General features: G+C 43.5%; 1 pseudogene. It reads right to left on the bottom strand.

Annotated features, from left to right (window positions below):
- Positions 1-416, bottom strand: a pseudogene (locus tag A3757_RS04400) (hypothetical protein); the annotation flags it as partial.
- Positions 417-573: the final 157 nt, after the last annotated feature.

The following is a 573-nucleotide window of genomic DNA, read 5'->3' as shown; positions in this document are numbered from 1 at the left end:
AAACCAAAGCCAGGTAGATATAAAGAAAGCCTGTTAGTATGGCTCTTACCTCGACCATCGCCTCCTACTACAGGGTCTCTCGGTACGGTAGGGTCATAGGTATTAAAGCCTGTACCATCTAAACCAAACAACTGATAGTCATCAGGGGCAGTAAATACGGCATCAAGATCCAAACCAATTAATAACTGATCAACCTCAAAGTGACGCTCTTTGAGTCGGGTAAGCTGAGCGGGGTTATGGTAAACCGCTGAAACACCAGGATTTACGTCAGCCTGCATCGCATTACCCAAGGAAAGAGCCTTAGTATCAATCGTAATGCCGTTCGCTAGCTGAGCTACAACTTGGGGAGGGAAAGCAAACGTAGCAATCAATACGACCACCAGCAGTTTCTTTACTTTCCAATGCAATGATTTCACCAATTAATTCCTTTTCCCATTACTATTCTAAAGATTAAACAAGTGCGCTCGAGAGCAAAGCAGTCATCACCTTACTCCTGACACATGATTACCAGTTGAAAGCACCTATATTAATTGGATAAGAGATCCCCATACTTAAGTCAGACGCATCTTCAGT

The sequence above is a fragment of the Oleiphilus sp. HI0117 genome, assembly GCF_001635235.1.
Note: the sequence above shows the minus strand (reverse complement) of the source record. Positions and strands in the feature narration are given on the sequence as shown.